The sequence below is a fragment of the Streptomyces sp. NBC_01217 genome (genome assembly GCF_035994185.1).
Taxonomy (GTDB): Bacteria; Actinomycetota; Actinomycetes; order Streptomycetales; family Streptomycetaceae; genus Streptomyces.
Genome location: NZ_CP108538.1, coordinates 6654285 through 6679038, shown reverse-complemented (window position 1 = coordinate 6679038; position 24754 = coordinate 6654285). Strand labels below are relative to the sequence as shown.

The 24754-nt window shown below is 70.8% G+C and carries 24 protein-coding genes and 2 pseudogenes; 9 read left to right on the top strand and 17 right to left on the bottom strand.

The window, feature by feature from the left end; genetic code table 11:
- Positions 1-31 precede the first annotated feature (31 nt).
- The 3 genes from OG507_RS29890 (at position 32) to OG507_RS29880 (ending at position 1304) form a co-directional block, all read left to right on the top strand.
- Positions 32-631: a cysteine dioxygenase gene (locus OG507_RS29890; RefSeq protein ID WP_327370226.1), complete on the top strand. Its 600-nt coding sequence runs from the start codon at positions 32-34 to the stop codon at positions 629-631.
- A complete protein-coding gene (locus OG507_RS29885) occupies positions 628-1053 on the top strand; it encodes a rhodanese-like domain-containing protein (RefSeq protein WP_327370225.1) in 426 nt (141 codons plus the stop codon). The genes OG507_RS29890 and OG507_RS29885 overlap by 4 nt, the downstream gene beginning before the upstream one ends.
- A gap of 86 nt (positions 1054-1139) precedes the next feature.
- Entirely contained in the window at positions 1140-1304 is a 165-nt protein-coding gene (locus OG507_RS29880) for a hypothetical protein (protein ID WP_327370224.1), read from the top strand.
- 158 nt (positions 1305-1462) lie between these two features.
- Here the strand turns inward: OG507_RS29880 and OG507_RS29875 are convergent, their stop codons facing one another.
- The 5 genes from OG507_RS29875 to OG507_RS29855 all read right to left on the bottom strand — a co-directional run bounded on the left by OG507_RS29875 (position 1463) and on the right by OG507_RS29855 (position 5688).
- Positions 1463-2251, bottom strand: coding sequence for an ABC transporter permease (locus tag OG507_RS29875; protein ID WP_327370223.1), 789 nt, complete (start codon positions 2249-2251; stop codon positions 1463-1465).
- On the bottom strand, positions 2248-3267 hold the full coding sequence (locus tag OG507_RS29870) for an ATP-binding cassette domain-containing protein (RefSeq protein WP_327370222.1): 1020 nt from the start codon (positions 3265-3267) through the stop codon (positions 2248-2250). The genes OG507_RS29875 and OG507_RS29870 overlap by 4 nt, the downstream gene beginning before the upstream one ends.
- Positions 3268-3351: 84 nt before the next feature.
- The gene (locus tag OG507_RS29865; RefSeq protein ID WP_327370221.1) at positions 3352-4194 is read right to left on the bottom strand and encodes a DUF4097 family beta strand repeat-containing protein; all 843 of its coding nucleotides are present in this window, start codon (positions 4192-4194) and stop codon (positions 3352-3354) included.
- An 83-nt stretch (positions 4195-4277) separates the two neighbouring features.
- The gene (locus OG507_RS29860) at positions 4278-4796 is read right to left on the bottom strand and encodes a toxin-antitoxin system HicB family antitoxin (protein WP_327370220.1); all 519 of its coding nucleotides are present in this window, start codon (positions 4794-4796) and stop codon (positions 4278-4280) included.
- Between the two features lie 709 nt (positions 4797-5505).
- Positions 5506-5688 (bottom strand): hypothetical protein, encoded by a 183-nt coding sequence (locus OG507_RS29855; protein WP_327370219.1) that lies wholly within the window; start codon positions 5686-5688, stop codon positions 5506-5508.
- 108 nt (positions 5689-5796) lie between these two features.
- Here OG507_RS29855 and OG507_RS29850 point away from each other — a divergent pair, with 108 nt between their 5' ends.
- Positions 5797-6438 carry a DUF6197 family protein gene (locus OG507_RS29850; RefSeq protein WP_327370218.1) on the top strand — a complete coding sequence of 214 codons (642 nt, stop codon included), beginning with the start codon at positions 5797-5799 and terminating at the stop codon, positions 6436-6438.
- Positions 6439-6515: 77 nt separating this feature from the next.
- On the opposite strand, the gene recX is transcribed toward OG507_RS29850, so the two are convergent.
- A complete protein-coding gene (gene recX, locus OG507_RS29845) occupies positions 6516-7247 on the bottom strand; it encodes a recombination regulator RecX (RefSeq protein ID WP_327370217.1) in 732 nt (243 codons plus the stop codon).
- 3 nt (positions 7248-7250) lie between these two features.
- Positions 7251-8375 carry a recombinase RecA gene (gene recA / locus OG507_RS29840; RefSeq protein ID WP_327370216.1) on the bottom strand — a complete coding sequence of 375 codons (1125 nt, stop codon included), beginning with the start codon at positions 8373-8375 and terminating at the stop codon, positions 7251-7253.
- A gap of 267 nt (positions 8376-8642) precedes the next feature.
- On the opposite strand from recA, the pseudogene OG507_RS29835 reads away from it, so the two are divergent.
- Positions 8643-9352: pseudogene (locus tag OG507_RS29835) on the top strand (SDR family NAD(P)-dependent oxidoreductase).
- A 23-nt stretch (positions 9353-9375) separates the two neighbouring features.
- On the opposite strand, the gene OG507_RS29830 reads toward OG507_RS29835, so the two are convergent.
- Positions 9376-10548 (bottom strand): AI-2E family transporter, encoded by a 1173-nt coding sequence (locus OG507_RS29830; RefSeq protein ID WP_327372149.1) that lies wholly within the window; start codon positions 10546-10548, stop codon positions 9376-9378.
- A gap of 201 nt (positions 10549-10749) precedes the next feature.
- Positions 10750-10944, bottom strand: a complete 195-nt coding sequence (locus OG507_RS29825; RefSeq protein WP_266357346.1) for a DUF3046 domain-containing protein — start codon at positions 10942-10944, stop codon at positions 10750-10752.
- Positions 10945-11023: 79 nt separating this feature from the next.
- Between OG507_RS29825 and OG507_RS29820 the strand changes: the two genes are divergently transcribed.
- Positions 11024-11938: a hypothetical protein gene (locus tag OG507_RS29820; RefSeq protein ID WP_327370215.1), complete on the top strand. Its 915-nt coding sequence runs from the start codon at positions 11024-11026 to the stop codon at positions 11936-11938.
- Between the two features lie 223 nt (positions 11939-12161).
- Here the strand turns inward: OG507_RS29820 and OG507_RS29815 are convergent, their stop codons facing one another.
- Genes OG507_RS29815 through OG507_RS29805 form a run of 3 tightly spaced genes read right to left on the bottom strand, consistent with a single transcriptional unit; the run spans position 12162 to position 14168 of the window.
- Positions 12162-12467, bottom strand: coding sequence for an AzlD domain-containing protein (locus OG507_RS29815; protein WP_327370214.1), 306 nt, complete (start codon positions 12465-12467; stop codon positions 12162-12164).
- Entirely contained in the window at positions 12464-13288 is an 825-nt protein-coding gene (locus tag OG507_RS29810) for an AzlC family ABC transporter permease (protein ID WP_327370213.1), read from the bottom strand. Before OG507_RS29810 ends, OG507_RS29815 begins: the two co-directional genes overlap by 4 nt.
- Positions 13289-13298: 10 nt before the next feature.
- Positions 13299-14168, bottom strand: a complete 870-nt coding sequence (locus tag OG507_RS29805) for an AraC family transcriptional regulator (RefSeq protein WP_327370212.1) — start codon at positions 14166-14168, stop codon at positions 13299-13301.
- An 81-nt stretch (positions 14169-14249) separates the two neighbouring features.
- Between OG507_RS29805 and OG507_RS29800 the strand changes: the two genes are divergently transcribed.
- The 3 genes from OG507_RS29800 to OG507_RS29790 are packed head-to-tail and all read left to right on the top strand — an operon-like array spanning position 14250 to position 20582.
- Positions 14250-18932 (top strand): Lhr family helicase, encoded by a 4683-nt coding sequence (locus OG507_RS29800; RefSeq protein ID WP_327370211.1) that lies wholly within the window; start codon positions 14250-14252, stop codon positions 18930-18932.
- A gap of 48 nt (positions 18933-18980) precedes the next feature.
- Complete coding sequence (locus tag OG507_RS29795; RefSeq protein WP_327370210.1) at positions 18981-19781, top strand: DNA-formamidopyrimidine glycosylase family protein; 801 nt, start codon at positions 18981-18983, stop codon at positions 19779-19781.
- A gap of 36 nt (positions 19782-19817) precedes the next feature.
- Positions 19818-20582, top strand: a complete 765-nt coding sequence (locus OG507_RS29790; protein ID WP_327370209.1) for an SDR family NAD(P)-dependent oxidoreductase — start codon at positions 19818-19820, stop codon at positions 20580-20582.
- A 217-nt stretch (positions 20583-20799) separates the two neighbouring features.
- On the opposite strand, the pseudogene OG507_RS40490 reads toward OG507_RS29790, so the two are convergent.
- From OG507_RS40490 to rimO, 5 genes and pseudogenes are all read right to left on the bottom strand, one after another.
- Positions 20800-20979: pseudogene (locus tag OG507_RS40490) on the bottom strand (hypothetical protein); the annotation flags it as partial.
- Positions 20980-21376: 397 nt separating this feature from the next.
- Positions 21377-21760: a helix-turn-helix domain-containing protein gene (locus OG507_RS29785; protein WP_018105285.1), complete on the bottom strand. Its 384-nt coding sequence runs from the start codon at positions 21758-21760 to the stop codon at positions 21377-21379.
- A 109-nt stretch (positions 21761-21869) separates the two neighbouring features.
- Positions 21870-22379: a CinA family protein gene (locus tag OG507_RS29780; RefSeq protein ID WP_327370208.1), complete on the bottom strand. Its 510-nt coding sequence runs from the start codon at positions 22377-22379 to the stop codon at positions 21870-21872.
- Positions 22376-23143 (bottom strand): CDP-diacylglycerol--glycerol-3-phosphate 3-phosphatidyltransferase, encoded by a 768-nt coding sequence (gene pgsA / locus OG507_RS29775; protein WP_327370207.1) that lies wholly within the window; start codon positions 23141-23143, stop codon positions 22376-22378. Before pgsA ends, OG507_RS29780 begins: the two co-directional genes overlap by 4 nt.
- Complete coding sequence (rimO, locus tag OG507_RS29770) at positions 23140-24609, bottom strand: 30S ribosomal protein S12 methylthiotransferase RimO (protein ID WP_327370206.1); 1470 nt, start codon at positions 24607-24609, stop codon at positions 23140-23142. Before rimO ends, pgsA begins: the two co-directional genes overlap by 4 nt.
- Positions 24610-24754 lie beyond the last annotated feature (145 nt).

Genomic DNA, 24754 nt, shown 5'->3' with positions numbered 1-24754 from the left:
TGTGTCTGCCCCTTCGTCACCTTCTGTACGCGTGTCCGGCTCTGCTATCGCCGCTGCCGGTGCCTCTGTCCGTGCATCTGCTTCTGCTTCTGCCGCCGATGAGGCCCCCGCCGCCGGTGGTGGTGGTGGTGGTGCTTCCGGTCCGACGGCCGCGGAACTGCTCGACTTCGTCCGCCGTGTCGCCGCCGACGCCGCAGTCATCGCCTCGCTCCCGCTCGATCCCGAGGGCCGCACCTGGGTGCCGCTCGAAGGTCCCGATGGCAGCGAGGCCTGGCTGATCGGCTGGCCGCCGGGCACCGGCACCGGCTGGCACGACCACGCCGACTCTATCGGCGCCTTCACCACGGCGGTCGGCACCCTCAAGGAGCTGTCGCTCGCCGCCCGGCTGCCCACCGACGGCTGGACGACCCTCGAACTCGCCGAGGGCATCGACCGTTCCCGGCAGTTGGCCACCGGCCAGGGCAGGGCCTTCGGCCACCACCACGTCCACGAGGTACTGAACGAGTCCGGCACGGAGCACGCCGTCTCCGTCCATGCGTACTACCCGCCGCTGCCGCAGATCCGGCGCTACAGCCGTACCGGTGCGGTGCTCCGTCTTGAGCAGGTCGAACGGCCGGAGGACTGGCAGTGAGCGACAGCCGTCGTTGTGGTGGTACGGGTGGTACGGCTGCGGAGCCGGTCGGGATCGACGAACTGCTGGAACGGGTCCGGGCCGGGTTCGTCCGGGTCGGTCCGCAGGAGGCGGCCACCGCCGCCGCGGACGGGGCACTGCTCGTGGACATCCGCTATGCGGAGCTACGGGAACGGGACGGGCTGATACCGGGGGCGCTGGTCGTCGAGCGCAATGAGCTGGAGTGGCGGCTCGACCCTCAGGGAAGTCATCGGGCTCCGGAGGCGGTGAGCCACGATCTCCAGGTCGTGGTGGTCTGCAACGAGGGCTATGCGTCGAGTCTCGCCGTGGCATCCCTGCGGCAGCTGGGGCTGCACCGGGCGACCGACCTGATCGGTGGTTTCCAGGCGTGGCGCGCGGCAGGGCTTCCGGTCGAGGCCTGACGAGCGGGCGGGGGAACGGGGCGGGGGCATCCTTGTCGCGTGAGCAGGTCCACCGGCTGGTGACGCATCCGCCGCGGCGGATGAGCATGGACGCTCCGATAGCCCCGATCGCGCTGTGCGGCATCTTCCAGCGCACGCCCGACGACCTCATCGAGCCGATCGTCGTCGACGCGCAGGTGAAGAAGACCGGCGGCTCGATAGCAGCCCGGTGCTGCCGCTGCTCGTTGAGGCCGGGCATGGCGACAAGGTGAGGCTGGAGGCCTGCGCCGATTGCGGCCGGACCAATCCACGGCCCACCCGGTCCGGTGCGGAGGGGCGGCGTACGCCGACGCGGTGCCGGAGTACGCCGCCCTGGAGTGGGACGAGCTGCGGGCCGCGGCCCCCAAGCTGCTGCCCGGTCCTTGTCCCGCTACTTCGGGTCGCGGTTGAACAGCGACTTGGACCAGAAGTAGCCGAGCACGGCCAGCCCCAGGCACCAGACGACGGCCAGCCACCCGTTGTGGCCGATCTCGGTGCCCAGCAGCAGCCCACGCAGCGTCTCGATGGCCGGGGTGAACGGCTGGTACTCGGCGATCGGTTGGAACCAGCCCGGCATCGCGTCGACCGGCACGAAGGCGCTGGAGAGGAGCGGCAGGATCATCAGCGGCAGGGCGTTGTTGCTGGCCGCCTCGGCGTTCGGGCTGGACAGGCCCATCCCGACCGCGATCCAGGTGAGCGCCAGAGCGACGAGCGTCAACAGACCCAACGCCAAGATCCACTCCAGGGCTGTGGCATCGGTCCTGAACCCGATGGCCACCGCGACGGCCCCGACGAGGACCACGCTCATCACGCACTGCAGCACGCTGCCGACGACGTGCCCGATGATCACCGACCCGCGGTGGATCGCCATCGTGCGGAAGCGGGCGATGATGCCCTCGGTCATGTCGTTGGAGACGGACACCGCGCTGCCGATCGTGGTGCCGCCGATGGTCAGCAGCAGGATGCCCGGGACGATGTACGCGATGTAGTCGGACCGGTCCGCCCCGCCGTCCCCGATCCCGACGCTCATCACATCGCCGAAGATGTAGACGAAGAGCAACAGCAGCATGATCGGGGTGAGCAGCAGGTTCAGGGTGAGGGACGGATAGCGCCGCGCGTGCAGCAGATTCCGCCGCAGCATCGTGGACGAGTCGCGCACGGCGAGGGAGAGGGAACTCATCGGGCATCCTCCTTGGGCTGGCTGGGCTGGCTCAGCTGGTTGGGCTGGTTGGGCTGGCTCGGCACGGTGGAGCCGGTCAGGGCGAAGAACACGTCGTCGAGGTCGGGGGTGTGGACGGTCAGTTCGTCTGCCTCGACGCCGGCGGAGTCGAGCCAGTCGAGGAGGGAGCGCAGTTCGCGCTGGCTTCCGTCGCTGGGGACGGACAGCGACAGTGCCTCGTCGTCCCGGGTGACCTCGCGCAGGGCGACGGCGGCGGACTGGTACGCGGCCGGGTCGGTGAACCGCAGCCGCACGTGCCCGCCCGGGATGAGCCGCTTCAGCTCCTCGGCGCTCCCCTCGGCGGCGATCCTGCCGTCGTTGAGGACCGCGATACGGTCGGCGAGTTCGTCGGCCTCATCCAGGTACTGGGTGGTGAGGAAGACGGTGACGCCGTCGGAGACGAGCTCGCGGATGATGCCCCACATGTTGTGGCGGCTGCGCGGGTCGAGGCCGGTGGTCGGCTCGTCGAGGAAGATGATCCGCGGGTTGCCGACCAGCGTCATGGCGAGGTCGAGGCGGCGCTTCATGCCGCCGGAGTAGCTCTGCGCGGGCTTCTTGGCGGCATCGACGAGGTCGAAGCGCTCCAGGAGTTCGGCGGCGGTGCGCCGCCCTTCGCTGCGGGAGAGGTGGTGCAGGTCCGCCATGAGGAGCATGTTCTCCTCGCCGGTGATCAGCCCGTCGACCGCGGAGAACTGGCCGGTGACGCCGATCGCGGCGCGCACCCCGTCCGGTGACGTGGCGACGTCGTGGCCCGCGACCTGGACCTGCCCTCCGTCGGCGCCGATGAGCGTGGACAGGATCTTCACGACGGTGGTCTTGCCGGCGCCGTTCGGCCCGAGCAGCGCGAACACGGACCCGGCCGGGATGCGCAGATCGATGCCGTCGAGCACGGTCTTGTCGCCGTACGACTTGCGCAGACCGACGGCGGAGACGGCGGTCGGCGGCGAGTGACCGTCACCCATTCTGGATGTGGGCATGACAGAAGAAGGCATGAGGCCCTCCTATTTCGGGGGCTGAAGTGACTGGGGAAGTAAGTGAGTTGAGGCCGGGTTCTTCTGGGGTCAGGCCTTGGCACGGCGGACATCGATGTTGCCGTACCTGGTGCGGGCACGGACCTTGACGGTGTCCTCGGTCTTCTCCGGGGTCTCGGACGCGGTGAGCGTGTTGCGAACCTGGCCGGAGCCCGAGCTGACGTCGAGCCATGCGGCCGTGCCCTCGCGGACGCCGACCTCGATGGCGCCGTAGGAGGTCTCCAACTGGACAGTGCCGCGGGCCACTTCGCCCACGCGCAGGGTGCCGTGGGCGGTGGTGGCGGTGACCGAGTCCTCGGCGCGCCGGATCTCGATGTCACCGTTGGCGCCGCTCACCCGCAGCTCGCCGGTCGCGGCGCCGACGGTCGTGGTGCCGTGCGAGTTCTTCAGGACGGCGGGACCATCGACGAGGCCGACGCGCAGACTGCCGGAGCTGGTGGTGATCTCGGCCATGCCCTCGACCCGGTCCACGGTGATCGAGCCGTGCGACGCGGTCAGCTTCAGCGGGCCGGTCGTGTCGAGGCGGACGTCACCGGACGAGGTCTTCACGCGGACCTCGCCGAGCCGACCCTCGCCCAGCACCTGGGCCCAGGCGCCGGTCATGTCGATGCGCGAGCCCGTGGGCAGTTCGACCGTCACGTCGGCGGTGCCGGTGCGGCCGAACAGACTGGACTTGGGCGTCCTGACTGTCAGTGCGCCACTCGCGTACGTGACCTCGGTCTGGTCGGCCGTCCGCACATCCTGGTCCTTCTTCGGGTCGCGGGGCCGCACCTCGACGACGGTGTCGAGGCGGTCGCCCGCGGTGAACTGGATGGAACCGGCCTCCACGTGCGCGGTGACCGAGATCGGTTCGGGAGTGTCGAAAGAAGGCATGGCTGTCCCGTCCTCTTGGGTCTTTGGGACGTCCCCGCTGGTGGGACGTGGTGTGGGCGAAGTGGTGCGGGCGGGGGGCGCGGCTAGCGCACCCAACCCGTGAAGCTCTGTCCGATGGTCTGGGTCTTCTCCGTCGTACGCGGCCGGGTGCCGCCGTCGACCGCGGCCGACACGGTGCGCACCAGCCACGCGTTGACCGACAGGCCCTCGCGGGTCGCGGCCTCCTCGGCGCGGGCCTTGAGGTGGGCCGGCAGACGCAGGTTGACGCGGGCGGTGCCGCCCTCGTCGCCGTCGGCATGGGCCGGGGTCTTGAGGGGTTCGACGGGTGCGGCCGACTCCGCGGGGACACCGCCGCCGATGGGCGGCAGTGTCACCACGAAATCGGGATCGAGCCCGCGCAGCCGTACGTCGACCGAGCCGGGGGCGAGTTCGCGGGTGATCTCGTCCATCGCGGCGGAAAGCACATTGAGCATGGTCAGCCGGGTCGCCGACTCCAGGGGAGCGGTGAGCCTCTCGGCCAGCTCGCGGGCTTCGTCACCGCCGGCCTCGGCGGCCACCGCGAGTTCGCGGCGGAGGGTGTCGACATACGGAGTGAGGTCCATGACGCCATCATGGCACCACAATGGCTCCACACGCAAGCCGCGATGCAGCACCTCGGGGGCGGTAATTGACGCAACTACCCTGACCTGCGAAAACACCATGGCACTTACCTCGGCGATTGTGACACCATGCACGCTCATGCGCCCTCGGGGGCACAGAATGGCACCGAGTGGCACCGGATAGCGCCAAGCCGCGCCACCCGACACCATGTGATGCCATGCGATGCCGCAAGGGGGTGGCCTGCCCTGTCCGGCCAGGGCATGTGTGAGGTCGCGATCCCACGCGCCGACCCGGACCCGCCCTGCGGGTGGATCCGGCAGGAAGACGCAGGCAACTCCCCGATGAGCAATGGACGTTGACCGAGCCGCACCTGCCGATGGGCGACTACGTCCTGCCTCGGTCTGCGCCACTCCCAGTTCCGCATTCACCAGCCGTACCCAGTAGGCGTCCTCGCCTCCGAGCCGGGCCACCTCCGCCGCAGGATCCGAGACGCTCCCCGAATACCGCGGCTTTCAAATACGAACGCTTCACTAGGACGGCAGGGCCTCGATACGGAGCATCCGCAGGACCTGACGCCGGATCGCGTCGACCAGCCGCCTTCGCCGGAGAGCGCGGAGATGCCGATCACCGCCGGGAGGGACGTACCCACCCATGGAGACCAGCCTGGTACGGGCCCCCGCGGCGTCCAGGAATTCGACGGGCGCGGGGTCGTCACCGGTGGCGACCCCGCGAGGTGGTGCCCTTGAGCGCCTGCTCGATCCGCTGCTCGATCCACTGTTCCAGCCGGGTGGGGTCGTTGCCGGGCCCGGACACCACGCCGAGGACGATGATCCGGTCGGGGCGGGCTGCGAGGCACTCGGCCCAGGGCTGCCCCACACACCGTTCGCCAGTCATCCGATTCCGCGCCGACACACCCGAACGCCCCGCTCCGGTGGAGCGATCCCGCTGTCCGACGGACATTCACCTCAACGCAAAGGACCGACGTGACGGAGACCGCGCCCCATGCCGACCCCCACCGCCCTCACCCCTGATCAGCTCGATGCCCAGGTCGCTCGCCTCCATGACACCGAGGCGTGGCAGCAGATCGTCTCCGGCTGGGACCTCACCACCGTCGAGCCCGCGCTACCCTCCTCTCCCGGCGTCGAGGAACAGCTGCCGGACAGCCGCCCGGCCGATTGGCGCGACCTGCTGTCCGTATCGGTCGACCAGCTCATCGCCGACTCCGTCCGCGCCCTGCCGCCGCCCCCTCCGCGCGAGCGGCCCCTCCCCGGGCGCCTTGGGGCGATCCTCCCCGACAGGCTCCACTCCTGGCGGCGTATCGGACAGCCCGAGGTCCGGCCCTCGACCCATCTCGCCCACGCACGGCAGATCCTGGCCGATTGGGGCTGGCAGAACACGGCGTACCGGCTGCGCAACGCCCGCGGCGCGCGGTGCATCTGCGGCGCCCTCCTCACCGCACACCGCCTGGGCTACGGCTCCCTGGACACCGTGGACCGGGCAGGCGCCTGGCTCATCGCCGAGCTCCGTTCCCAGGGCTGGACCGGGCTGATCGGCCCCTGGAACCGGCACCCCGACCGCACCGCCGCCGATGCGCTCGCCCTGATCGACGCCACCATCAGCCGCGCCGCCCGCGCCGGGCAGTAACGCGTCGGACCGTCGCGCGTCCCCCTCCCCCGCGCGTGCCGCTCTCTCCCCCTGTACGGGCCCGGCCCGTTCGTTCATCAGAAGGGCTCGTCCAGGCCTTCCGTGTCTTCGCCTTCCTCCTCCAGCGCCTGCCGCACCACGCGCAGGGCCATGCCTTCCCCGTACCCCTTGCGGGCGAGCATGCCCGCAAGGCGGCGCAGCCGCTTGTCGCGGTCGAGGCCGCGAGTGGAGCGCAGCTTGCGCGCGACCAGCTCACGGGCGGTCGCCTCCTCCTGTTCGGAGTCGAGCTGCCCGACAGCCTCGTCGATCACTGCGGAGTCCACCCCCTTGGTGCGCAGCTCACGGACGAGGGCACGGCGGGCCAACCCTCGGCCGTGGTGCCGGGACTCCACCCAGGCGTCCGCGAACGCGGCATCGTCGATCAGCCCGACATCCTCGAAGCGCGACAGCACCTCTTCGGCCACCTCGTCCGGGATCTCCCGCTTGCGCAGGGCGTCCGCGAGCTGCTTCCGGGTGCGCGGGGTTCCGGTGAGCAGCCGCAGACAGATGTTGCGCGCCTGCTCGACCGGGTCTCGCGGCTCCCCCTTCTCGGCCCTCGACGAGGAAGGGGAGCCGCTGCTCCTGGAGCGGGAGCGGGCACGACGGCCTGCCCCCTCGCCGAATCCGGCGCCCGAGCCGGTGCCGTGACCGTGACCGGCCTCCGGCTCGTACGCGCCCTCGGACTCGGCCGTGGGTCCGGCGGCGGATTCGCGGCCGGGGCCGACGCCATGGCCAGGAGCGCTGACTGGCCACTCCGTACGACGCGTCACGGTTTAGCTCTTGGCCGCCGCAGTCTTGGCCGGCTTGGCCTTGCCGGCCGGAGCGGGCACCGACTTCGCACTGTCGGCCGCAGCCGCGGCGCCGCCCGCCGCATCCGCACCGGGCTCGGCGTTGGCATCCGGCCTGACGCCGATGCCCAGCTTCTCAAGGATCTTCTTCTCGATCTCATTGGCGAGATCGGGATTGTCCTTGAGGAAGTTGCGGGCATTCTCCTTGCCCTGGCCGAGCTGGTCGCCCTCGTACGTGTACCAGGCGCCCGCCTTGCGGACGAAGCCGTGCTCCACGCCCATGTCGATCAGACCGCCCTCGCGGCTGATGCCCTGGCCGTAGAGGATGTCGAACTCGGCCTGCTTGAAGGGCGGCGCGACCTTGTTCTTCACGACCTTGACGCGGGTGCGGTTGCCGACGGCGTCGGTGCCGTCCTTCAGCGTCTCGATCCGGCGGATGTCGAGGCGCACCGAGGCGTAGAACTTGAGCGCCCGGCCACCGGTCGTGGTCTCCGGGGAGCCGAACATCACACCGATCTTCTCGCGGAGCTGGTTGATGAAGATCGCGGTGGTCTTGGACTGGTTGAGCGCGCTGGTGATCTTGCGGAGTGCCTGGCTCATCAGACGGGCCTGCAGACCCACGTGCGAGTCGCCCATCTCGCCCTCGATCTCCGCGCGCGGCACGAGCGCCGCGACGGAGTCGATGACGATGAGGTCGAGGGCGCCGGAGCGGACCAGCATGTCCACGATTTCGAGGGCCTGCTCACCGTTGTCCGGCTGGGACAGGATGAGGTTGTCGATGTCGACGCCGAGCTTCTTCGCGTACTCGGGGTCGAGCGCGTGCTCCGCGTCGATGAAGGCCACCGAGCCGCCGAGCCGCTGTGCATTCGCCACCGCGTGCAGCGTCAGCGTCGTCTTACCGGAGGACTCCGGTCCGTACACCTCCACCACACGGCCGCGCGGCAGGCCGCCGACGCCGAGAGCCACGTCGAGGGCAGTCGACCCGGTGGGGATCACCTCGATGGGCTCGTTCGGACGCTCACCGAGGCGCATCACCGCGCCCTTGCCGAATTGCCGTTCAATCTGTGCGAGTGCGGCGTCCAACGCCTTCTCGCGGTCGGTTCCTGCCATGGGTTCCACCCGATTTGCTTGAGTCGATCGCTTCACGTCAAAGACGCTAACCCCTGCCACTGACAATGGGCCTCGACGTCCTCCCGGCCTGTGGACAACTCCACGGTCGGGCCCGGGAAAACCCGGCCGGAATCCCATGAGAATGGATGTTCGATTTTGGTGTCAAGCACACCACGCCGGACCGGACTGCCCCCCAGCGTAGCGCCCTAGCACTCCGCTCCCAGAGGGTCAAGATCAGCGGTCGACGCCATGCTGAATTCCTTCCATATGGGGACAGGGCTGGCAGGCAGAGCGGCCGGGGCGACGCGGGGAGCGGGCCATGGCATCGCCGTTCAGCTGGGGGGCAAGCGGGGCCACCGTCTACATCACGGGACGGACGAGCGGGTCGGAGCGCTCCGAGATGAACCGCCCCGAAACCATCGGGGAGACCGCGGCGCTCGTGGACGAGGCCGGCGGCCAAGGAATCCCGGTCCGGGTGGACCATCTGGTTCCCGAGCGGGTCAGCGCACTCGTAACCGCATCCGAAAAGAACAGGGCCGTCTGCATGTTCTCGTGAACGACATCTGGGGAGCGGGGATCGAGTGGGGCAGGCCGGTCTGGGAATCGACCCTGGGAGCCGGGTTGCACACCCTGCGCCGGGCCGTGGACACCCACGCGATCACCAGCCATTACGCGCTCCCGTCTCCCCCATCGCTGGCTGACGCCCCACGGCGTCACCGAGGCGAATTGGCGTGAAGCGATCGCGCACCCGCCCCACTTCGCCATCTCCGAGAGCCCCGTGTTCGTCGGCCGGGCGGTGGCCGCGCTCGCGCAGGACCCCCGGGTGTCGCGTTGGAACGGCACGTCCCTGTCCAGCGGGCAGTTGGCGAAGGTCTACGGCTTCACCGCCCTCGGACGGCAGTCGGCCCGATGCCTGGAGATACGTCACCGAGGTCCAGGACCCGGGCCGGCCGGCCGATGTGACGGGCTATCGCTGAGACGGGCTCCGCCACCGAGGCGGTCAGGCGCGTTCCGGATGCTCCGGCTCCACGGCGCCGCCCCGCCCTTCCCTGCCCTCGCTGCTCCCGGCGGCCCGCCAGGACCGGCGCAGCCGAGCGAGCACCGGCTCACCACGCTGCCGCCGACGGCCGTGCACCCGCGGGTCGTCCGTCACCTCGTACCGCTTCACATAGGCACCGAGGAACGCCTGGAGCGTGGCGACGGCCGGGATCGCGATCAGCGCACCCACGGCACCCATCAGCGCCGTGCCCACGATGACCGATCCGAAGGCGACCGCCGGATGGATGTCGACGGTCCTGGAGGTGAGCTTGGGCTGCAGCGCATAGTTCTCGAACTGCTGGTAGACCACCACGAAGCCCAGCACCCACAGCGCGTACCAGGGGTCGATGGTGAAGGCGATCAGCATCGGCAGGGCACCCGCCAGATACGTACCGATCGTGGGGATGAACTGGGAGACCAGGCCGACCCAGATGGCGAGCGCGGGCGCGTACGGAACATCCAGGATCACCAGCAGGATGTAGTGCGCGATCCCGGAGACGAGCGCCATCAGGCCACGCGAGTAGAGGTAGCCGCCGGTCTTGTCGACCGCGATCTCCCAGGCCCGCAGGACCTCGGCCTGCTTGGCGGGCGGCAGTACGGAGCACAGGGCGCGCCGAAGCCTGGGGCCGTCGGCGGCGAAGTAGAACGAGAACAGGAAGATCGTCAGAAGGCGGAACAGTCCGCCAAGCACGGTGGTGGAGATGTCGAGCACTCCGGTCGCGCTGTTCTGGACGTACTTCTGCAGCCAGTCGGAGTGCAGCACGCTGTCCTGGACCTCGACCCGGGAGAGCTCGGTGTGGAAGCTCTGGTTGACCCAGTTGATCACCGAGTCGAGATACTTCGGGAAATCCTCGACCATGTCGACGATCTGGCCCGCGACCATCGAGCCGAGCAGCACGACGAAACCGGCCGCGGCTACCAGCACGCCGAGGAAGACCAGGAAGGTGGCGAGGCCGCGGCGCATGCCGCGCGCCGACATCCGGCTCACCGCGGGCTCGATGGCCAGCGCCAGGAAGAACGCGATCAGCACATTGATCAACAGCCCGATGAGCTGGTCGAACGCCCAGCTGCCGAGCCGGAAACAGGCGTAGAGCGCCAGGGCGAGCACCATGGCGCGCGGCAGCCACGAGGGCATGCGGGCCGGGCCGGTGCCGGACGGCGGCGCCGACGGAGCGGGCCCGGTGACGGGCACCCGGGTCTCGGCCGGCTCGGTCAGCGGTGTCTGGGTCTGGGCTGTCTCGTCTGTCGATGACACGGCTCCAGTCTCGCCTACGCCTGTGACAAGCAGCCGCCTGCCCCGGACAACATCACGGGTCCGGCCGTCGACGGGCGGGGGTCAGCGCTTGTCGGCGGGGATGCCGACCGCGGTGCAGACACCGCGCCAGACGTCCTTGGCCTCCCAGCCCGCGGCCAGTGCCTGGTGCACCGTCTGCCCACCGAGCTCGGCCATCACATGATCACGCGCGAAGGAATCGGCGTACCCCGCGCCGAAGTGGTCCGCCATCCGTTCCCAGAAAATCGTCAACCGCATGACCTCAGTATCCCGCCCCTGAGAGTGCAGCCGGGCCGGTACGTCTTGCCAAGAGCGCTTACCGCCCTACGGTCGATCCATGGCTGGAACCGGAACAAGTCCCCTCAACCGTGCCGAGCAGTTCATGTGGCTCACGGCCCGTGTCCTGGAACAGCGGCGGTTCGCCCATCACTTCCTGAAAGGAAGTGCGGACGCCGTGGAGACCGCACTCGCCGCCTACCTGAACGAGGACGGCGGGTACGGGCACGCGCTCGAACCCGATCTCCGCGGCCCCGTCAGTCAGCCACTGCACACCGCACACGCGCTCAACGTCCTCGACTCCATCGGTCGCTGCAACGGGCTGCGGGTGGAGCGGATCTGCCGATTCCTGACCGAGGTGTCGACCAGGGAGGGGGCGCTGCCCGCCCTCCTGCCGTCGCAGCGCGGCTATCCGGCCGCTCCGTTCATCCCGATCGCCGACGACCCGCCCGCGGAGCTGCTGGCCACCGGACCCGTTGTCGGGCTCCTGCACCGCAATGCGGTGTGGCATGCCTGGCTGTTTCGGGCCACCGACTTCTGCTGGGCGGCGGTCGACGCTCTGGAACGGTCGCATCCGTACGAGATCGAGGCGGCGCTCGCCTTTCTGGACGGTGCTCCGGACCGGTCTCGTGCGGAGGCGGCGGCCGACCGGCTCGGGCGCATGGTGCGGGAGCAGCGGCTCGTTGTGCTGGATCCGCAGCAGCGTGCGGAGTATCCGGTCTCGGCCGGGTACGCTCCGGGCGAGCAGCACTTCCCGTACGACTACGCCCGTACGCCCAAATCGCTCGCCCGCCGCTGGTTCACCGACGAGGAGCTGGCCCGCTCGCTCGACCATCTGGCGGCCGAGCAGCAGGCGGACGGCGGCTGGCCGGTGAACTGGCGGCAGTGGGCACCGGGGACGGCTCTGGAGGGGCGTCCCCTCGTGACGCTCAAGGCTCTCCTGACACTGCGGTCCCACGGACGCAGCCTCGACTGAGACCGGACGTGCACGGATCGAGTCCGGTCAGCCCGGTGAGTCCGGCCAGCCGGTTGCCGACGGTGTTGGGGTACCGACCCAGCAGCGCCGCGGTGAGGCGTCCGCCCTGGTGCTGTGCCAGGTGGGTGTGGAGGATCCGCAGCAGTTCGGGTCTGCGCGAGGATTCGGGGCAGGGCGGACCGGAGCGGGACCGAGCCCCTTACAGACGCGTCTCACCGGGTGCCTAAGCGAAGGCACGTACCCCTGCTGTGACGACGACGGCGGACCCCACGACCACGAGGAAGGGGGCGCGCAGGACCAGTGCGAGGGCCGCTGCGGCGAGCCCCGCGCCCCTGGCGTCCAGCGTCAGGTGCTGCCCGTCGCCGAACGTCTGCTGTGCGGTGAGGGCCGCCAGGAGCGCCACGGGCAGCAGCGCGGCGAGACGCTGTGTGAGCGGTCGTTCCAGCACACCGGCGGACACCAGCAGTCCGAGCAGTTTGGCGAGGTAGCAGCCGACGGCGGTCAGCGCGATGGCGATCCAGATGTTCATCGGTTCTCCTCCGTCGTGGCCGTACCCCGGCTCGTTCCCTTGCGGCGTCCGCTCAGGAAGAGGACCGCGGGTGCGGCGAGCGCCGACAGCAGGACGGGGACGCCCGCTGGCAGTACGGGCAGCAGTCCGAGCGCGAGCAGGACCGCGACCGCGGCGGTGACGCGCTCCGTCGTGCTCTTCAGCATCGGCGCGAGCAAGGCGAGGAAGACCGCGGGCGATGCCGCGTCCAGCCCCCAGGTATCGGTGTCGCCGAGCGCCTTGGCACCGAGGGCCCCCAGCAGCGTGGTCAGGTTCCACAGCACATAGAGGGTGAGTCCGGTGACGGCGAAACCGATCCGGGCCGCCCGCCGGGTGGGCTGTGGCAGTGTCACGGCGGTCGTCTCGTCGATGACCCACTGGGCGGCGAAGGGGCGGAGCGCGCGCGGGAGGGTGAGGAGCTGCGAAAGCCGCAGGCCGTAGAACGAGTTGCGTACGCCGAGGAAGAAGGCCCCGGCAGCCGCGGTGTACGGATTGCCGCCCGCCGCGAGAGCGCCCACGAGGGCGAACTGCGAGGCGCCGGTGAAGACGGCGAGGCTGAGCACACAGGTCTGCAGCAGGGTCAGTCCGGATCCGGCCGAGGTCACGCCGAAAGCGAAGCCGGAAAGTCCGACGGCCATCCCGACACCGAGTGCGTCGCGCACGACGGCGGCGTCCGACTTCGCCGCGGCCGCGTCCGACTTGGCCCCGGCCGCGTCCGGCTGCGTCCCGGGGACGGCCGCGCTGCCGTGCGGTGCGCCGGCTGCTTCGCCGACGCCCTCTGGGAGTGTTTTCTGTTCTGCCACGACCGGAACGCTACGTGGGCAGGCCGCGACCGGTCTTGTACGTTCTTGCACGTTCACGCCGGTACGCGCCGGGCGGCACCCCCACGATCCGGGTGAAGTGGCGGTTGAGATGCGGCTGATCGGTGAAGCCGACCTCGGCCGCCGCCTGTGCGGGCGCCGTCCCCGCGTCGAGCATGCGGCGCGCCGCCCGCACCCGGGCATCTGTCAGCCAGGCGTGCGGAGGCATCCCGTACTGCTTCTTGAAGGCTCTCAGCAGCGCGAACGGGCTCGTGCCCAGCTCCGCGGCCAGCGCCTCCAGGGTGGGCGGCCGGGCCATCCTCCCCTCCAGCACCGCCCGGGCGCGGGCCGCGTCGCGGGCACCCGCCGAGCGGGGCACGCGGGCGGGAAGCGCGCTGCCATGAAGGCTGAGGAGCCGCGCGACCATCACCCGCAGCACGGTGTCCGCGGCGAGTGCGTTGCCCTCCTCGGCGGCCCGGTGGACCTCGCCGATCAGCCGGGCCGCGTGCGGGTCCACGACGCTGGTCTCGGTGAAGCCGACCGTGCCGCGCAGACTCGTCGTCTCGGCAGCGATGTCGTTGATCACCTGCGAGGACGGATACAGCGTGGCGTACACCCAGCCCTCCGGAACCCCCGCACGGGCGCTGTGCGGCACCTCCGGATTGATCATGACCACGTCGCCGGGGCCCGCGTGCACGGTGCCGCTCGGCAGGCCCACGTCCTCCACCCCGCTGGTGATGGTGGCGAAGACATAGCCCTCGTGGCTGTGGCGCGGAAAGGTGTGGCGCAGGTACCGGGCCCGCAGCAGGTCGAGATCGGGCAGCTCCGCGTACTGCCAGTGCCTCGCCCACTCCCCCGACCCCGACTCCGGTATTGCCGCCATGGACGGATTCTCGCAGCTCCCGGACGGGGTCGCCGATGGCCGTCGCGTCCATTGTCAGTGGCGGGGTGCACGATGGGGGACATGGCCGGCTCTGCGCTCGACTCGTTCTCCCCTGCGACCCGCAGCTGGTTCGCGGGTGCCTTCAGCGCGCCCACCGCCGCGCAGGAGGGCGCCTGGCGCGCGATCGGCGAGGGCTCGGACGTGCTGGTCGTCGCGCCGACCGGCTCCGGCAAGACCCTGGCCGCGTTTCTCGCCGCGCTGGACGGGCTGGCCTCCGTCCCGCCGCCCGCCGAGGCGAAGAAGCGCTGCCGCGTGCTGTACGTGTCGCCCCTCAAGGCCCTCGCGGTCGACGTCGAGCGCAATCTGCGCTCACCGCTGACCGGCATCCGCCAGGAGTCGGTGCGTCTGGGGCTGCCCGAGCCCGAGGTCCGGGTGGCGATCCGCTCCGGTGACACCCCGCCCGCCGAGCGCCGCTCGATGGCGACCAGACCGCCGGACATCCTGATCACCACACCCGAATCGCTGTTCCTGATGCTCACGTCATCGGCCCGGGAGGCGCTGTCCGGCGTGGAGACAGTGATTCTCGACGAAGTGCACGCCGTGGCGGGTACGAAGCGCGGCGCCCATCTCGCCGTATCGCTGGAGCGTCTGGACGAGCTGCTGCCGCGGCCCGCACGACGGATCGGCCTGTCGGCCACGGTCCGTCCGGTCGACGAGGTGGCACGCTTCCTCTCACCGCAGCGGAAGGTGGAGATCGTCCAGCCGCCGTCCACCAAGCGGTTCGACCTGTCGGTGGTCGTGCCCGTCGAGGATCTGGGCGAGCTCGGCGGCTCCCCCGCCGCCGACACCGACCAGGCGGGCCAGGCGGACAAGCCCTCGATCTGGCCCCATGTCGAGGAACGCATCGTCGATCTGGTCCAGGAGCACCGCTCCACGATCGTCTTCGCCAATTCCCGCCGCCTCGCGGAGCGCCTGTGCAACCGGCTCAACGAGATCGCGTACGAGCGGGCCACCGGCACCGTGCTCGATGAGCACGGCTCCGCCCCGGCACTGCCGGAATCACACTCCCCGGCCGAGATCATGGCTCAGTCGGGTGCGGCGAAGGGCGCCCCCGCACTGCTCGCCCGCGCGCACCACGGTTCGGTCTCCAAGGAACAGCGCGCCCAGGTCGAGGAGGACCTCAAGGCGGGCCGGCTGCCGGCCGTGGTCGCCACCTCCAGTCTGGAGCTGGGCATCGACATGGGTGCGGTCGATCTGGTGGTCCAGGTGGAGTCGCCGCCGTCGGTCGCCTCCGGACTGCAACGGGTCGGCCGGGCAGGGCATCAGGTCGGCGCGATCTCCACCGGAGTGGTCTTCCCGAAGTACCGGGGCGATCTGGTGCAGGCGGCCGTGGTCACCGAGCGGATGCGCGAGGGCTCCATCGAGGCGCTCCGGATCCCGTCCAACCCCCTGGATGTGCTGGCCCAGCAGCTCGTCGCCATGGTCGCCCTGGACAGCTGGCAGGTGGACGATCTGCTGGCCGTGACCCGCCGCGCCGCCTCCTTCGCCTCCCTGCCCGAATCGGCGTTCACCGCCGTGCTGGACATGCTCGCCGGCCGCTATCCGTCCGACGCCTTCGCCGAGCTGCGCCCACGTGTGGTCTGGGACCGGGTGGCCGGTACGGTCACGGGCCGCCCCGGCGCCCAGCGGCTGGCCGTCACCTCCGGCGGGACCATCCCCGACCGCGGGCTCTTCGGGGTCTTCCTCGCCGGTGCCGACCCCAAGAAGGGCGGCGGCCGGGTCGGCGAGCTGGACGAGGAGATGGTGTACGAGTCCCGGGTCGGCGATGTCTTCACGCTGGGCACCACGTCCTGGCGGATCGAGGACATCACCCGCGACCGGGTCCTGGTGTCGCCCGCCCCCGGGGTTCCCGGGCGGCTGCCGTTCTGGAAGGGCGATCAGCTGGGCCGTCCCCTGGAACTGGGGCGCGCGCTGGGCGCGTTCCTCCGAGAGATCGGCGCAATGTCCCAGAACGATGCCCGCCGGCGCCTGCTCGCCGCCGGTCTGGACACCTGGGCCGCCGACAACACCCTGTCGTACATCGACGAACAGCGCCGCGCCTGCGGTCACGTACCGGACGACCGGACCATTCTCGTCGAGCGTTTCCGCGACGAGCTGGGCGACTGGCGGGTCGTCGTCCACTCCCCGTTCGGCGCGCAGGTGCATGCCCCGTGGGCGCTGGCGCTCAACGCCCGCCTCGCCGAGCGGTACGGCATGGACGCCCAGGTGATGCATGCCGACGACGGCATAGTGCTGCGGCTGCCCGACGCCGATCTGATGGGCCTGGACCTCCTGGACTTCGATCCGGTGCAGGACCCCGCCCGGGATCCAGCACCGTTGCCGGACCCCTCGTACGACAGCGGACAACCTCCCGTCGGCGCCGCGGATGTGACATTCGACCAGGGCGAAATCCGTCAGATCGTCACCGACCAGGTGGGCGGTTCGGCACTGTTCGCCTCGCGGTTCCGCGAATGCGCGGCGCGCGCCCTGCTGCTGCCGCGCCGCAGTCCCGGCAAGCGCACCCCGCTCTGGCAGCAGCGCCAGCGCGCCGCACAACTTCTCCAGGTGGCCTCCGAGTTCGGCTCCTTCCCCATCGTTCTGGAAGCGGTCCGCGAATGCCTCCAGGACGTCTTCGACGTCCCCGGGCTCACAGAACTCATGGGCGACCTCGAAGCACGCCGTGTCCGGCTGGTCGAGGTGACCACCCCGGAGCCCTCGCCCTTCGCCCGCTCGCTTCTGTTCGGCTATGTCGCCCAGTTCCTGTACGAGGGCGACTCGCCCCTCGCCGAACGGCGGGCCGCCGCCCTCTCCCTCGACTCCCACCTCCTGGCGGAGCTCCTCGGCCAGGCCGAACTGCGCGAGCTGCTCGACGCCGACGTCCTGACCCAGCTGGAGCAGGAACTCCAGTGGCTGACCGAGGACCGCCGGATCAAGGACATCGAAGGGGTCGCCGATCTCCTCAGGGTCCTCGGACCGCTCACCGACGGCGAGTTGGCCGAGCGCGGTGCCGAGCCGCCATGGGCTCCGGAGCTGTCCACCGCCCGCCGGGCCATCCGGGTCCGGATCGGCGGGGCGGAGCACTGGGCCGCGATCGAGGACGCGGGGCGGCTGCGCGACGCACTGGGCACCGCACTCCCGGTCGGCGTCCCCGAGGCCTTCACCGAGCCGGTGAAGGACCCCCTCGGCGATCTCCTCGCCCGATACGCCCGTACGCACGGCCCGTTCACCTCCACCGAGGCAGCCGCCCGTTTCGGCCTCGGCACCGCTGTCACGGACGGCGCGCTGCAGCGGCTCACCGCGGCCGGCCGGATCGTCCAGGGCGAGTTCCACCCCGCGGGCATCGGCCAGGAGTGGTGCGACGCCACCGTGCTGCGCCGACTGCGACGACGCTCGCTCGCCGCGCTCCGCCATGAGCTGGAGCCGGTCCCGCCCGCCGCCCTCGCCGGGTTCCTTCCGCAGTGGCAGCACCTGGGCAGCAACAGCCTGCGCGGAATCGACGGACTGGCCCGCGCCATCGAGCAGTTGCAGGGTGCGCCCGTCCCGGCATCCGCTCTGGAGAAACTGATCCTGCCGGGCCGGGTCACGGGCTACACCCCCGCGATGCTCGACGAGCTGACCACCACCGGCGAGGCCGTCTGGGCCGGTGCGGGGGCCCTCCCCGGCAAGGACGGCTGGCTGTCCCTCTACCTCGCCGACAGCGCATCCCTGCTCCTCCCGCCCCCGCACCCGCTCGAACCGAGCGCGTTGCACGAATCCGTCCTGACGGCCCTGAGCGGCGGATACGGTCTGTTCTTCCGGCAGATCGCCGACCGGGTCCGCGCCACCACGCACCCTGACTGCACCGATCCGCAACTGGCCGACGCAATCTGGGACCTGGCCTGGTCGGGCCGGCTCACCAATGACACCCTCGCGCCGCTGCGTTCGCTCCTCGGTTCCGGTCGTACGGCAGGATCGACCGCCCACCGCGCCAAGCGGAGCGTCCCGCGCGGGCGTTACGGATCGCTCACCGCCGCCGCCCGGCCCGCCTCCCGCACCGGCCCGCCCACCGTCTCGGGCCGCTGGTCCCTGCTGCCCGCCACCGAACCCGACCCCACACACCGTGCGCACGCCCTGGCCCGCACGCTCCTGGACCGCCACGGGGTGGTGACCCGCGGCGCGGTCCAGGCCGAGGGCGTCGAGGGCGGCTTCTCCGCGACGTACCGCGTCCTCTCCGCCTTCGAGGACAACGGCCAGGCCCGGCGCGGCTATGTCGTCGAGGGCTTGGGGGCGGCCCAGTTCGCGATGGACGGCGCCGTCGACCGACTGCGTGCCACATCCACCGCCCGCGACCGTACGGAACCGGGCGCCACCCCTCACGCCCTGGTGCTCGCCGCGGCGGACCCGGCCAATGCCTACGGCGCGGCCCTGCCCTGGCCCGAGCCGCCGGACGGCGCCGGGCACAAGCCGGGCCGCAAGGCGGGCGCCCTGGTGGTGCTGGTCGACGGCGAGCTGACGATGTACATGGAGCGTGGCGGCAAGACCCTGCTGGCCTGGCCCACCGACCCGGAGGACCCGGCGCTCCTCGCGGCCGCCGGAGCGCTCGCGGCAGCGGCCCGCGCGGGCTCGCTCGGTACGGTCACGGTGGAGCGCACCAACGGCGCCTCGTCCCTGACCTCCCCGCTCGGCCGCACGCTGGAGGCGGCCGGATTCCTGGCCACCCCGAGAGGTCTCCGCCTGCGCGCCTGAAACCTCCCACCACGCCGCACTCCCCACCCGACCCCGCATCATGGAGGCATGCCCGAAGGAGACACCGTCCTGCAGACCGCCAAACGTCTGCACACCGCACTCACCGACCAGGTCCTGACCCGCTCCGACCTGCGTGTTCCGCGGTTCGCCACTGCCGACCTCACCGGCCGGACGGTCCTGGACGTCACCTCGCGCGGCAAGCACCTCCTCACCCGTATCGAGGGCGGCCTGACCCTCCACAGCCATCTGCGGATGGACGGAGCGTGGCGCATCTACGCCCCGGGCGAGCGCTGGCGCGGCGGCCCCGCCCACCAGATCCGCGCCGTCCTCGCCAACGCGGAGCACATCGCCGTCGGCTACCGCCTCCCCGTCCTCGAACTCCTCCACACCCGGGACGAGGAGCAGGCGGTCGGCCATCTCGGCCCCGATCTTCTGGGCCCCGACTGGAACCCCGACACCGCTCTGCGCAACCTGCTCAGCGACCCCGCCCGCCCGCTGGGCGAGGCCCTCCTGGACCAGCGCAACCTGGCCGGAATCGGCAACATCTACAAGGCCGAGCTCTGCTTCCTCGCCCGCGCCACCCCCTGGCTCCCCATCGGCGACCTGGCCGCCCCCACCGCCGCCCGCCTCGTCACCACCGCCAAGCAGCTCCTCGAAGCCAACCGCGACCGCCCCATGCGCACGACCACCGGGGCCACACCCCGCGGACACGGTCCGGGCGAACGGCTCTGGGTCTACGGCAGGACCAACCGCCCCTGCCCGCGCTGCGGCACACCCATCCGCACGGCGGATCAGGACAACCGCCCCACCTACTGGTGCCCGCGCTGCCAATCCGGCCCCACAAGCTAGTTGACTGGCCGTCAGATACGGTCGTACCGTCCGGTCATGTCCCTCATCGCGTACGACCTCACAGGCCGCTCCGCGTTCATCACCGGCGCGGCAGGTGGCATCGGCCGCGCCGGCGCCGTCCTGCTCGCAGCTGCGGGCGCCACCGTGCACTGCGCGGACCTCGACGAGAAGGGCCTGCTGGAGACCCAGGACCTGATCACCGAGACGGGTGGCACATCCCACATCCACACCCTCGATGTCACCGACCGCAGTCGGATCAGGGCCGCGGTGGCCGCCGCGGGCGACATCGACATACTGGCCGCCGTCGCCGGAATCATGCATACGAGCAGCGTCCTGGAGACGGCGGACGACGACCTCGATCGCGTCCTCTCGGTCAATTTCAAGGGCGTTCTGTACGCCTGTCAGGAAGTGGCCCGCAGCATGATCGCGCGTGGCGCGTCCGGCTCACTGATCACCATGGCCTCGGGAGCGGTCGACGCCGCGAGTCCGGGACTGCTCTGCTACAGCGCGGCCAAGGCGGCGGTCGTCCAGTTGACGAAGACACTCGCGACCGAGCTGGGGCCCCATTCCATCCGTGTCAACGCCGTCGCCCCGGGCTGGATCCGTACGCCCATGACCGCCCGCCACGACGCGGGCCAGCAGCTCCGGGCAGAGGCCACGATGGCGAGGATCTCCCCGCTCGGCCGGGTCGGCGAGCCGGAGGACGTCGCCCACACCCTGCTCTATCTCGCATCCGACGCGTCGGCCTTCATGACCGGTCAGATCCTCCGCCCGAACGGCGGCGTAGCCATGCCCTGGTAGTCCGCCACACCCGCCCACCGCACCGCGTCGCGACCTCGGACCATCGGCTCACACACCGCGCTCCCACATCGGACCACCGCTCCACGTACCGCATCCCGACATCGGACCACCACTTGGCCAACCGCATCCCAAGAGCAGTCCCCCACCCCACGCACCGCACCCCCGCAGCGGACCGCCACCCCGCACACCGCACTCCCAGGGCGGACCACCGCCCCGCATCCGCCCCAGCCGGCCCAGCGGTCGTGGCCACATGCACGGGCAGGAGGCTCAGCCCCCATCCGCCCGCCGCCACCGCACCCTCGACAAGCCCCGCATGAGCCGGTTCCAGAATGAGCCGCAGCACGGCCCACCACCACACCCCGCCGAGAACGAGCGCCGGCACCCATCGCCGTACCATGGCTGCCTCCTCCGGCCGAACCTAGTCCGGCCCGCTCGCCCAGCGGGAGGGCGCACCGGTGCACCACCGGCGCGCAATGCGCTGCCGCAGACCGTTGTGCGCTCTCCGCCCGGGACATCCGGGCTTGCTCCGGTTCGCGGCTCCGCCCGGGCCCGAGGCCCTTCGGCACCCCGGCACAGGCCGCGTGATCAGGCCGCATCGAGACACATCAGGCCACGTCAGACCGTGTCCGGCCGCCCGTGATCCGCTTGATCGATGCCTCTTACTCGCAGTCTCGCCCAGACACTCCCGGGCCGCATCCGAAACGGACCGCACCCGCCTGCCCCCGCCCACGCAGAAGCCCCGGCCGCCCCCTGAGGGGCCGACCAGGGCTCCACTGCACACCGGACCGCGAGGGTCAGGCGGCGACGACATCCACCGCTTCCGCGGGCGCCTTGATGGTCACCCGTCCCGTCGGCACACCTGCCACCGACGTCACGGAGACGGAATTGAGCATCGGGCGTACCGGCACAGGCACCGGATCGCTGGCTGCTGCCGACTCGGCCAGTTCGGCCAGCGACAGCTCATCGCTCACTTCACGCATGAGCTCGGACATCCGTACGTCAAGCGCGTCGCAAATAGCGGAGAGCAGCTCGGAGGATGCCTCCTTCTGCCCCCGCTCCACCTCGGAGAGATAGCCGAGCGAGACTCGGGCGGACGAGGAGACTTCGCGCAGAGTACGGCCTTGGCGCTGGCGCTGCCGACGCAGCACGTCACCAAGCAGGCGACGGAGCAGAATCATCGGTGGCTCCCTCCTCGGACCGCGTAGCCGCATCCTTCACGCCCCACCGTACCGCCTTGCGCGGCGGCCGTGCGGGGAGCGATGTCGTGTTCACTCAGGGCTGCAAACATCAATTCCCCCCGTTCTGTTCCGTATCCTGTGCGCCTGCATTCTTGCCGAGTTCGGCTGAGAGCAGTGCAAGCACGCTCCGTACGCTCTCTCTACGGATGTCCGCACGCCCGCCGTTCAATCGCAGCGCGGTCACATTCTCCGCGCCGTCCGGCCCGGACACCGCGACATAGACCGTGCCCACGGGCTTGCCGTCCTGTGACTCGGGGCCCGCGACGCCTGTGGTGGCCATACCCCAGTCTGCCCCGAGAACGCGGCGTACACCTGCCGCCATCTGCCGCGCCACCTCCGGGTCGACCGCACCGCGCTCCGCCAGGAGGGCGCCGTCCACGCCCAGCAGTTCCCGCTTCAGGGGTGTCGCGTACGCCGTCACGGACCCGCGGAAGGAGTTCGAGGCACCCGGTACGGAAGTCAGCTCCGCCGCGACCAGACCGCCGGTCAGCGACTCCGCGACGGCGAGAGTCTCACCGCGCTCCACGAGCAGCTCCAGCACCCGGGCCGCGGCAGTCACCGCTCGGCCTCCGCCGAACCACGGGTATCCGCCGAACCGCGGGCCCCGGAGACCGGCCCCGCAGCCCCAGCAGCCCCAGAGCCGACAGCCACCTCAGCAGCCTCCGCCTCCGCCGCGGCCCGCTCGGCCGCGAGCCCCTTGCCTCGCAGCACGACGGCCTGGCGCACATAGTCCAGCCCCGTGACGACCGTCAGCACTACGGCCACCGCCATCACCCAGAAGCGCAGGGTCGCAAGTGGACCGGTCAGCGCCAGGACGTACATCCCGACGGCGATCCCCTGCGCCAGCGTCTTCATCTTCCCGCCACGACTGGCCGGGATCACCGCGTGCCGTATCACCCAGAACCGCATCAGCGTGATGCCGATCTCGCGGAGGAGAATCACGCCCGTGACCCACCAGGGCAGATCACCGAGATACGACAGACAGATCAGCGCCGCACCCATGATCGCCTTGTCCGCGATCGGGTCGGCGATCTTCCCGAAGTCGGTGACCAGGTTGTACGTGCGCGCGAGATGACCGTCGAAAAGGTCGGTGATCATGGCGACGGCGAACGCCGCCCAGGCGAACGACCGCCAGGCCGGGTCGTAGCCGCCGTTGTGCAGCAGCAGCATCACGAAACCGGGCACCAGCACCAGCCGGAGCATGGTGAGGAGGTTGGCAATGTTCCACAGACTGGCCTGATTGACGGCCGCAGCACCCAGCTTGCCGCCGCGGACCGGCTTCGCGCCGGAGCCGCCTGCCGCGGATGCCGGGACTCCCGTCATCTGGCCGCCTCCACGAGTTCGGAACACTCGGCCACCAGGTCCACTCCTTCGGTGCCCACGACCTTTGCCTCGACCATACGGCCGGGCACGAGGCCCTCGCGTGCGGTGAAGACCACCTGGCCGTCCGTTTCGGGTGCCTGGTGCGCCGCGCGTCCCACCGCACCGTCCTCCTCGTCCACGGACTCGACCAGCACCTGCAGGCTCTCCCCGAGGCGCTCCTCGGCGCGCTGCGAGGTCAGCTCCTCGGCCAGCTGCGAGATGTGCGCGAGCCGCTCCGCGATGACGTCGGCGTCCAGCTTGTTCTCGTAGCCGACCGCCTCGGTGCCCTCCTCGTCGGAGTAGCCGAAGACGCCGATGGCGTCGAGCCGGGCGCCGGTGAGGAAGCGTTCCAGCTCCTCCAGGTCGGCCTCGGTCTCGCCGGGGAAGCCCACGATGAAGTTGGAGCGGGCACCGGCCTGCGGCGCCTTGCCGCGGATGGTGTCCAGGAGCTCCAGGAAGCGGTCGGTGTCACCGAAGCGGCGCATGGCCCGCAGCACGCCGGGGGCCGAGTGCTGGAAGGACAGGTCGAAGTACGGGGCGACCTTCGGGGTCGAGGTCAGTACGTCGATGAGGCCGGGCCGCATCTCCGCGGGCTGCAGATAGCTGACCCTGATCCGCTCGATCCCCTCGACGTCGGCGAGCTCCGGCAGCAGCGTCTCCAGCAGCCGGATGTCGCCGAGGTCCTTGCCGTAGGAGGTGTTGTTCTCGGAGACCAGCATGACCTCCTTCACGCCCTGCTCGGCCAGCCAGCGGGTCTCCTGCAGGACGTCCGAGGGGCGGCGCGAGATGAAGGAACCGCGGAAGGACGGGATGGCGCAGAAGGAGCAGCGGCGGTCGCAGCCGGAGGCGAGCTTCACCGAGGCGACGGGGCTGGTGCCCAGTCGGCGGCGCAGCGGCGCGCGCGGCCCGGAGACCGGAGCCACTCCGTCCGGAAGGTCCGCGGGGGCCGGTGCGGCCTCCTGCGCGTGTCCCGGCAGGGCCACAGCGGCGTCCTGCCGCTCGGCCGGGCTGATCGGCAGCAGCTTGCGGCGGTCGCGAGGGGTGTGCGAGGCGTGGATGCCGCCGTTGAGGATGGTCTGGAGGCGGTCGGAGATGTCGGCGTAGTCGTCGAATCCGAGGACGCCGTCCGCCTCCGGCAGGGCCTCGGCGAGGTCCTTGCCGTAGCGCTCGGCCATGCAGCCGACGGCGACCACGGCCTGGGTTCTGCCGTGGTCCTTCAGATCATTGGCTTCGAGGAGGGCATCGACGGAGTCCTTCTTGGCGGCCTCGACGAATCCACAGGTGTTGACGACGGCGACATCCGCGTCGGAGGCATCCTCGACGAGCTCCCAGCCGTCCGCTGCCAAGCGGCCTGCGAGCTCCTCCGAGTCCACCTCGTTACGGGCGCAGCCAAGAGTGACAAGGGCGACGGTACGGCGTTCGGGCATGGGCTCAAGACTACTTTGTCCCGGCACTCGTCCTGCCGTGCAGGGTTCCACCGTCACACCGAGTGACAAAGGCGGCGAGCGCCCGGCAGGATTGCCGGGCGCTCGCCGTGTTGCCGATACCGCTGCCGATGCCGCTCGGGAACGG

What these genes read in the sequence shown, in the direction of transcription:
- OG507_RS29850 (WP_327370218.1), top strand. Translation starts at nt 5,797, where the DNA reads ATGCCGACCCCCACCGCCCTCACCCCTGATCAGCTCGATGCCCAGGTC.
- OG507_RS29790 (WP_327370209.1), top strand. Translation starts at nt 19,818, where the DNA reads ATGTCCCTCATCGCGTACGACCTCACAGGCCGCTCCGCGTTCATCACC.
- OG507_RS29865 (WP_327370221.1), bottom strand. Translation starts at nt 4,194, where the DNA reads ATGCCTTCTTTCGACACTCCCGAACCGATCTCGGTCACCGCGCACGTG.
- OG507_RS29860 (WP_327370220.1), bottom strand. Translation starts at nt 4,796, where the DNA reads ATGGACCTCACTCCGTATGTCGACACCCTCCGCCGCGAACTCGCGGTG.
- OG507_RS29795 (WP_327370210.1), top strand. Translation starts at nt 18,981, where the DNA reads ATGCCCGAAGGAGACACCGTCCTGCAGACCGCCAAACGTCTGCACACC.
- OG507_RS29820 (WP_327370215.1), top strand. Translation starts at nt 11,024, where the DNA reads ATGGCTGGAACCGGAACAAGTCCCCTCAACCGTGCCGAGCAGTTCATG.
- OG507_RS29880 (WP_327370224.1), top strand. Translation starts at nt 1,140, where the DNA reads ATGGACGCTCCGATAGCCCCGATCGCGCTGTGCGGCATCTTCCAGCGC.
- OG507_RS29785 (WP_018105285.1), bottom strand. Translation starts at nt 21,760, where the DNA reads ATGATTCTGCTCCGTCGCCTGCTTGGTGACGTGCTGCGTCGGCAGCGC.
- recA (WP_327370216.1), bottom strand. Translation starts at nt 8,375, where the DNA reads ATGGCAGGAACCGACCGCGAGAAGGCGTTGGACGCCGCACTCGCACAG.
- rimO (WP_327370206.1), bottom strand. Translation starts at nt 24,609, where the DNA reads ATGCCCGAACGCCGTACCGTCGCCCTTGTCACTCTTGGCTGCGCCCGT.
- pgsA (WP_327370207.1), bottom strand. Translation starts at nt 23,143, where the DNA reads ATGACGGGAGTCCCGGCATCCGCGGCAGGCGGCTCCGGCGCGAAGCCG.
- OG507_RS29815 (WP_327370214.1), bottom strand. Translation starts at nt 12,467, where the DNA reads ATGAACATCTGGATCGCCATCGCGCTGACCGCCGTCGGCTGCTACCTC.
- OG507_RS29805 (WP_327370212.1), bottom strand. Translation starts at nt 14,168, where the DNA reads ATGGCGGCAATACCGGAGTCGGGGTCGGGGGAGTGGGCGAGGCACTGG.
- OG507_RS29825 (WP_266357346.1), bottom strand. Translation starts at nt 10,944, where the DNA reads ATGCGGTTGACGATTTTCTGGGAACGGATGGCGGACCACTTCGGCGCG.
- OG507_RS29830 (WP_327372149.1), bottom strand. Translation starts at nt 10,548, where the DNA reads ATGCCCTCGTGGCTGCCGCGCGCCATGGTGCTCGCCCTGGCGCTCTAC.
- OG507_RS29870 (WP_327370222.1), bottom strand. Translation starts at nt 3,267, where the DNA reads ATGCCCACATCCAGAATGGGTGACGGTCACTCGCCGCCGACCGCCGTC.
- OG507_RS29875 (WP_327370223.1), bottom strand. Translation starts at nt 2,251, where the DNA reads ATGAGTTCCCTCTCCCTCGCCGTGCGCGACTCGTCCACGATGCTGCGG.
- OG507_RS29855 (WP_327370219.1), bottom strand. Translation starts at nt 5,688, where the DNA reads ATGACTGGCGAACGGTGTGTGGGGCAGCCCTGGGCCGAGTGCCTCGCA.
- OG507_RS29800 (WP_327370211.1), top strand. Translation starts at nt 14,250, where the DNA reads ATGGCCGGCTCTGCGCTCGACTCGTTCTCCCCTGCGACCCGCAGCTGG.